This window comes from Moorena sp. SIO3I6, assembly GCF_010672095.1.
In genome coordinates this window covers 1-6639 of record NZ_JAAHHU010000263.1, presented here as the reverse complement: position 1 = coordinate 6639, position 6639 = coordinate 1, and the positions used below count along the sequence as shown (strand labels likewise).

Below are 6639 nucleotides of genomic sequence, written 5' to 3'. Positions count from 1 at the left end.
TAATGGTTGATGATTTGCTGACCCTACGCCTGGAAACAGCGGATCTGGGAACAGTGCGATCGCCGGTTTGGGAAAATGGAAGAGCGATCGGGCCGGGATAATGTCAGTAGTAGTAGGGTGGGCAAATGGACATGATTGATGATCAATCGGCTAAAGTATGATGATTTGCCCACCCTACCCCACTGGGTGCGATCGCGTAGCGTGGCCTACGGCCAATCGCACTATAATCTTTGATGAGCGCGGTGGGAGGATGTCAAAGTGCTACAATTTCGTACAATACGGTTTCGCAAAAACAACCCATGACTAAATTAATCCAAGAAACCTTTGAGGAGATCGCACAGCTAAAGGAAGAACAACAAAACGCCCTAGCCATTTATTTACAAAAACACCTCGCGCTTATTTTGCTTCAAGCTGAAAGAGAGAAACGAATTGAAGAGAACACTTATACAATTAACGACTTCAATGAAGAGACCCAACAAGCGATTATAAATATTGAAGAACCAAAAAACTTGACCGTTTGTGCCAATAAAGAATCTCTCTACAATGAACTGGGAATTTAATGCTATCACCTATTTTTGAAAACCGCTTTAATAAAGCGATCGCTGATAAAATAGGGTGGGCAAATTGACATGATAACTGCTCAGATTGCCAAACTATCGGAATTTGCCCACCCTACCCGACTATTTTGTTGCTTAATTTAGGCTACAGAAGCGTGGCAAAAATATGGAAAAGCTTAAATCCGTTATTGAGAACTTATTAGAGAGAAAAGAACTAGAACCCAAATACAAAGATCATGCCTTAACAGGAAATTGGAGTGGATACCGAGATTGTCATATCGAACCAGACTGGATTTTAATCTACAAAACCTCAGAAACCAATCTTTTTCTGGTTCGTTCCGGTTCCCATGCAGATTTATTCTAAATGATCATGAATTTGGAAGTGCGTTCGCGAAGCGTGGCCTACGGCCAATCGCTCTTGTAGTAGGGTGGGCAAATGGACATGATTGATGATGAAATTGCCAAACTATCATTTTTTGCCCACCCTACCCTACGGAATGGGTACTGTAACAGCGGATCTGGGAACAGCAGATCTGGGAACAGGGAACTCAGAAGAGGGAACAGTGCGATCGCGTAGCGTGGCCTACGGCCAATCGCTGATCTTGTCGGGTGGGCAAATGGACATGATTGGTGCTCAAATGGTATTAATTTGATGATTTGCCCACCCTACGCCACATTCATAATTTGCCCACCCTACTCCCTGTTGATTTTGATAAAATAGTAGTAGGGTGGGCAAATGGACATGATTGGTGAGGAAATTGTATTAATTTGATATATTGCCCACCTTACTTGTAGGCGTAGGGTGGGCAAATGGACATGATTGGTGATCAATTGGTATTACTTTGATGATTTGCCCACCCTACTCAGGTCGCGATCGCACTACCCCGATGTAAGTTAGGCAAATGGACATGATTGGTGATGAAATAGTATTAATTTGATATATTGCCCACCCTACTCAGGTTGTAGGGTGGGCAAATGGACATGATTGGTGATCAATTGGTATTACTAGGATAATTTGCCCACCCTACTAGAGTAGCGATCGCTACCCTAGAAGAGACAATGCTGTTTGTGGTGGATCGAGACAATTTACAAAGTCTTTTGGCTAAGCACGAAGAATTAGCTGACCGAATTTCTGAAGAATTATCCAAACGTCAAGAGACATTGGAACGCTTAGGAATAACCGTCAGTGCCACAGAGGAAGACGAAACTCCTTTCGCCGAGATTCGCAAACGTATTAAATCAATTTTTGGTATTTAAAACCGATTCAGTTATTATACCAAAGGGAACAGGGAACAGCGGATCTGGGAACAGGGAGTAGGGAGTAGGGAGTAGGGAAAAGGGAACAAAAATTATCACAATTCATTTAGGATTGGTATAGTCATCAAAACAACTCTCATGAATCAACACAATCAGGATAATCAGTATCTACCACACCCCTCAATTGATGAGTCAGCTCAGCTTCCTAGCTCCTTTGTCGAAGCAGTCACTAGGGTGAAAACCTTTGCTCTGCTGGAAATGGAAAAAGAAACGGAGCGAAAACAGCTTTACTATCATACTTGTGACCATGTTAATGGAGTGCAGCGTAGAGCTGATCGGATTTTCCAAGCCATCAGACCCTATTGGGAAGCCGGTCTGGACAATGATATAGCACCAGACTATCTGAGCAGAATGAAACAGTTAATCGATCTGTGCGCCATTGCTCACGATATGGTGCAAGAGTTTGTCCCTCAAATCCAACCCTATATCTCTAGACGGCGAGAAAGTGGTGTGAGCGAAGCTGCTACAATTACTAAGCTTTTGGATTACATCAAAAATCAGAATGAATGGATAAGTAAGCAAACTCCTAACCATCTGGCCTTGTTTACCGATTCAGATGTACAAATCATTACAGAAGCCATTAACGCTACCATTTGTTACTATGATACTTCAGACAATACCATTTACCAGCCTGACCTCTACTCTTCTGATAAAAACCTATCTCTGGTAGCTCGGATTATTGCTTTGGCTGATTTAGGCACTTTGGGCATGGAAGGAATTGAAGCATTTAACGAGGAAGGCAGTCTGCTATTTCTAGAAGAAAATCCTGATATTATTCCAATAATTTTGAATCACGATCTTCCCGATTCCCAAGCTATCGATAAACAAACGCTTTATGAAAATCTTAGACAACGGCTTATGAAAAGGACTCGCTTTCAAGTCAATTTTGCTAAGGGACGAATGGCTAGATTGGCTCGTGAACTTAAAGGGTTGACCGCCGAAGCAATTTCGGTTTTAACCCAGGATGTTTTTAAGTATTTGAATCCAGCCATAATTCAAGAAATTGAATTATTAACTCCTACCGCTAATGACACGAAGTTTGAGGAATTGATTGAGTTTTTTAAGCTCGAAAACTATGTAGAAAAGTAGGTGATATCAGCTTAACAACAAGATCAAAAAGGCAATCAATGATAGTGTTGCCGAATCACATCCAAACTACTGAAATCGATTAAAAGTGATCAATAATCGCTCAATAATCAGAAATATCTGTTCGGATACGCTCTAAGGAACTATGCATATCTTTCAACTGTTCTTGAATTGCTAATAACTGACCTTCAAGTCTGGACACTTTGCTAAATTGATTCTGCTCCTTGATCACCTTCTCCAACTTTTTATCCTGCTCCTGCTTGAATTCATCGACACTATCACTGATATTGCTGGTGATAATCCCAACAAAAAGATTGATAGTAATCATCGCCCCCAACATCACAAAGCTCACAAAAAAAAGGACACCAACCAGGGGTGAAGCTGAGGGATTTGTGCAAAGTGCTTCTATACCATCGTAACCGTAGCGTTCGCAGCCATACATCTGGATATACATCAAATCTGCCCAACCTTCTAGGGTTACTACTTGAAATAGAGACAAGATAGATTTGGGTAAGGAAGAAAAGTGAATCGGATCGTTTTCAGCAAATAAAAAGGTTCCGGCTACCCCATAAATATAGAACAAAATACAGAGAAGCAAAAAGACATAGCCCATGGAGGGTAGACTCTTGAGTAGAGCTCGGACGAGTATTTGTAAGCGAGGCAAAGCAGAGATTAGCCTAAATACTCTCAGCAGCCTAAGCATACGTAGCACTATAAAATATTGATTATCAATTGGCAATAGTAAAGCCACAACAATGAATAAATCAAATAGATTCCATCCATTTTTAAAGTAGCTCCATGGATGACTAGCTTCAGCACCTATCTTAATAAAAATTTCACCAATAAAAAAACCTAATATTAGATGTTCTATAAAATTGACAAGAGTGCCGTAATTTTCTGTAAATGATGGATAGGTTTCCAGACCTACTATAATGCTAGCCAAGATTATTACGATCAAAACTGTATTCTGAAAGATTTCAGAATTAGAAATTTTTTGGAGTGCTACCTGCATAAAAAAATTATATAAACAATTACAGTGGGCAACTTGTGATATAATTATATCCCGATGAATACTTATCATTCCGGGTGCTTGGTAATAAAGTTTATTGATTAGTGCTTAGCAATCACTAATGAATAAACTATAGTACCAATATCCTTAGGCAAATATTACTATACTATATATAGCAGCTATCAATTCGGTGAGGTACAAAGTTCTGGGTTTTAGGGAGCAGCGATGCAGCGCGGTCTTGGGGGTTTCCCCCATGAGCGACTGCATCAAGACGGGAGCAGGGAGCAGGGAAGAGGGAAGAGGGAGAAAATCCAGCGTTGCTTAATAATGGAATGATTTTAAGAGTTTTCTGGAATGGGCATGTTGGTGGAATGGGCATCAGGCGTGGAACTGGCATCTTGCCAGTTTCATGCTTATTTTCGAGCGGGCAGGATGCCCAATCTACTCCTATTCATTCCTAAATTCAGCAACGCCGAAAATCCCTCCCTACTCCCTACTCCCTACTCCCTACTCCCTACTCCCTACTCCCTACTCCCTACTCCCTACTCCCTACTCCCTACTCCCTACTCCCTACTGCCATTAACCCAGATAGCTTACTTCTTGGTAAACCGCCAAACTCCATCCCAATCCTGTGGCACCCCTTGAGCCATCAACTGCTTAATTCGCTCCACATATAAGGCAGCGGTCTTATCCAAAGGATTCACCATTAACACGTGATTAAAATACTCTAAAGCCTTGTAAAATCCTTGAGTGCGATAACATTCTAAACCTTGTTCAAATTCCAGTTGCGTTTTTAACTTCAATTCCCTAACTGCCTCAGTCTCACCATCCAGCACTTCATAGATAGCAAGGGGTTCATTTCTACCTTTAACAATTGCTCGATCTAGAAACCGAATTTGATAGTTATTCGGATTGCTCAATTTCTCTAAGGTTTGCTGAGAAATTAATAAAGAAACCCCATAGAACTTGGTCAAGCCTTCCAAACGAGCGGTCAAGTTAACATTATCAGAAAAAGCATCCCCCTGCATTCGGAATGTCTCTCCAACCATCCCCACCATCATGTGACCATAGTGGATACCAATCCCTACTTGAATCGGTAAATAACCGTTGGCTTCACGCTTTTGATTGTATTGCTGGACTTTTTTGAGCTTGGCAATTCCAGCACAGACAGCATCATCAGCGCCATCAGGGAAAACTGCCATCATGCCATCCCCTAGAAATTTGACAATAAAGCCATCGTGATTGCGAATTTCAGGACTGACACGCTTAAGATAGGCATTGACGAAGTCAAAGTTTTCCTTTGGTGTCATACTCTCAGAAATGGTAGTAAAGGAGCGAATATCACTGAACATCACCGCCATTTCTTTACTAACGTGGTCCCCTAATTGGACATGAATCACATTGTCCTTGTGCAGAAAATTAAGATATTCAAATGGGAAAAACCGAGCAAAGGAATTTTTTAGGGTTTCCAGAGTTTCATTGGCTTGAGTCAATTCTTGCTCACGGGCTTTTACCGTTTGAACCATTTGCCGGAAAACTCGTGCTAGTCGTCCTAACTCGTCGCTCCGAGTGGCTACTTCCTCCAGACTTTCTGGCTTAAATGTATCATTTTCCACAGCGGCGGCTGCTACTGTCACCTTTTCTACCTGTTTTATATACTTTGACTGGCGCAGATTTTCAGCTTTAAGCTGCTCTTCAGCTTCGGTTCGTTTGAGGAAGTTAAGATAGGCTTTGGAATGGTAACGAATACGAGCAATTAGTTCTACCCGATCTGGCAGTTTTACTAAGTAATCATTTGCTCCAAATCCAAAGGCTTTAGCTTTAATTACTGGTTCTTCTTTACTTGATAGTACAATCAGGGGAATAGGTCGAGTCGGCGAATCCTTAGAACGCAAAAAACGCACTAACAACAAGCCATCCATCTCCGGCATGACCAAGTCTTGTAGAATGACCGTTGGTTGGTACTCCTTAGCTACTTTTAAGGTTTCAGTTGGATCCTGACAGTAGCGAAAGATAATATCCTTTTCTGGAGCCAACATGCGGCGAATGGCTTCGCCGATCATGGGCTGATCATCGATAAGTAGGACTTTAATCGGCTCTTGAGTCACCATTTTATTTGTAATGTCCGCTTTGGCTATCAATTAGATCAGGTACAGCATAGATAAATAACCTAGGGTTAGCTAATTCTTTGGCGTTGCTTAATAATGGAATGATTTTAAGAGTGAGGTGGAATAGGCATCTTGCCGTAGAATGGACATCAGGCGTGGAACTGGCATCTTGTGTAGAACTGGCATCTTGTGTAGAACTGGCATCTTGCCAGTTTCCTCCTTATTTTGGGGCGGGCAGGATGCCCACTCTACTCCTATTCATTCAAAGACTGACGCAACGCTAATTCGTTTAGCAGTTTATCAAATTTTGTTCAATACTCTGGGCAAACTGGGAAAACTATGTCATGCCAATTGTGCTTAATAGTCAGCTATTGTTAAGAATTATTATAATATATCAGTGTTGTGCAATAAAAGTGATATATAAATTTAGCTATAGGAATTTAGCTAAGGCTTAAACGCGAATCCTTTGATTAGGGCAGGTGCGATCGCGTCTAGGGGCAAAATTTCCACCGCCGCCTTCAACTCTGCTGCTGCTTTCGGCATCCCATAAACCACGCAACTG

10 protein-coding genes and 1 pseudogene are annotated in these 6639 nt (G+C 41.6%); 7 read left to right on the top strand and 4 right to left on the bottom strand.

Annotated elements, in window-relative coordinates; all coding sequences use genetic code 11:
- Positions 1 to 233: 233 nt before the first annotated feature.
- From F6K49_RS33410 to F6K49_RS33390, 5 genes and pseudogenes are all read left to right on the top strand, one after another.
- A complete protein-coding gene (locus F6K49_RS33410; protein ID WP_293029741.1) occupies positions 234 to 560 on the top strand; it encodes a hypothetical protein in 327 nt (108 codons plus the stop codon).
- A gap of 151 nt (positions 561 to 711) precedes the next feature.
- Positions 712 to 921: pseudogene (locus tag F6K49_RS33405) on the top strand (type II toxin-antitoxin system YafQ family toxin); the annotation flags it as partial.
- A gap of 85 nt (positions 922 to 1006) precedes the next feature.
- Entirely contained in the window at positions 1007 to 1210 is a 204-nt protein-coding gene (locus F6K49_RS33400) for a hypothetical protein (protein ID WP_293029737.1), read from the top strand.
- A gap of 406 nt (positions 1211 to 1616) precedes the next feature.
- A complete protein-coding gene (locus F6K49_RS33395; RefSeq protein WP_293029734.1) occupies positions 1617 to 1814 on the top strand; it encodes a hypothetical protein in 198 nt (65 codons plus the stop codon).
- 138 nt (positions 1815 to 1952) lie between these two features.
- On the top strand, positions 1953 to 2963 hold the full coding sequence (locus F6K49_RS33390) for a hypothetical protein (RefSeq protein ID WP_293103573.1): 1011 nt from the start codon (positions 1953 to 1955) through the stop codon (positions 2961 to 2963).
- A 100-nt stretch (positions 2964 to 3063) separates the two neighbouring features.
- Here the strand turns inward: F6K49_RS33390 and F6K49_RS33385 are convergent, their stop codons facing one another.
- Together F6K49_RS33385 and F6K49_RS33380 are read right to left on the bottom strand one after the other, a co-directional pair.
- Positions 3064 to 3972 carry an ion transporter gene (locus tag F6K49_RS33385; protein ID WP_293029726.1) on the bottom strand — a complete coding sequence of 303 codons (909 nt, stop codon included), beginning with the start codon at positions 3970 to 3972 and terminating at the stop codon, positions 3064 to 3066.
- Positions 3973 to 4135: 163 nt separating this feature from the next.
- Complete coding sequence (locus tag F6K49_RS33380; RefSeq protein ID WP_293029723.1) at positions 4136 to 4366, bottom strand: hypothetical protein; 231 nt, start codon at positions 4364 to 4366, stop codon at positions 4136 to 4138.
- Positions 4367 to 4378: 12 nt separating this feature from the next.
- On the opposite strand from F6K49_RS33380, the gene F6K49_RS33375 reads away from it, so the two are divergent.
- Positions 4379 to 4552, top strand: a complete 174-nt coding sequence (locus tag F6K49_RS33375) for a hypothetical protein (RefSeq protein WP_293029720.1) — start codon at positions 4379 to 4381, stop codon at positions 4550 to 4552.
- A 10-nt stretch (positions 4553 to 4562) separates the two neighbouring features.
- On the opposite strand, the gene F6K49_RS33370 is transcribed toward F6K49_RS33375, so the two are convergent.
- Entirely contained in the window at positions 4563 to 6080 is a 1518-nt protein-coding gene (locus tag F6K49_RS33370) for an adenylate/guanylate cyclase domain-containing protein (RefSeq protein WP_293103570.1), read from the bottom strand.
- A gap of 110 nt (positions 6081 to 6190) precedes the next feature.
- Between F6K49_RS33370 and F6K49_RS33365 the strand changes: the two genes are divergently transcribed.
- Entirely contained in the window at positions 6191 to 6361 is a 171-nt protein-coding gene (locus F6K49_RS33365; protein ID WP_293103567.1) for a hypothetical protein, read from the top strand.
- 160 nt (positions 6362 to 6521) lie between these two features.
- On the opposite strand, the gene F6K49_RS33360 is transcribed toward F6K49_RS33365, so the two are convergent.
- Positions 6522 to 6632 (bottom strand): hypothetical protein, encoded by a 111-nt coding sequence (locus F6K49_RS33360; RefSeq protein ID WP_364303539.1) that lies wholly within the window; start codon positions 6630 to 6632, stop codon positions 6522 to 6524.
- Between the last annotated feature and the right edge of the window lie 7 nt (positions 6633 to 6639).

Coding starts and splice junctions, on each gene's coding strand:
- F6K49_RS33410 (WP_293029741.1), top strand. CDS start 234: ATGAGCGCGGTGGGAGGATGTCAAAGTGCTACAATTTCGTACAATACG.
- F6K49_RS33400 (WP_293029737.1), top strand. CDS start 1,007: ATGATGAAATTGCCAAACTATCATTTTTTGCCCACCCTACCCTACGGA.
- F6K49_RS33395 (WP_293029734.1), top strand. CDS start 1,617: ATGCTGTTTGTGGTGGATCGAGACAATTTACAAAGTCTTTTGGCTAAG.
- F6K49_RS33390 (WP_293103573.1), top strand. CDS start 1,953: ATGAATCAACACAATCAGGATAATCAGTATCTACCACACCCCTCAATT.
- F6K49_RS33385 (WP_293029726.1), bottom strand. CDS start 3,972: ATGCAGGTAGCACTCCAAAAAATTTCTAATTCTGAAATCTTTCAGAAT.
- F6K49_RS33380 (WP_293029723.1), bottom strand. CDS start 4,366: ATGCCAGTTCCACGCCTGATGCCCATTCCACCAACATGCCCATTCCAG.
- F6K49_RS33375 (WP_293029720.1), top strand. CDS start 4,379: ATGCTTATTTTCGAGCGGGCAGGATGCCCAATCTACTCCTATTCATTC.
- F6K49_RS33370 (WP_293103570.1), bottom strand. CDS start 6,080: ATGGTGACTCAAGAGCCGATTAAAGTCCTACTTATCGATGATCAGCCC.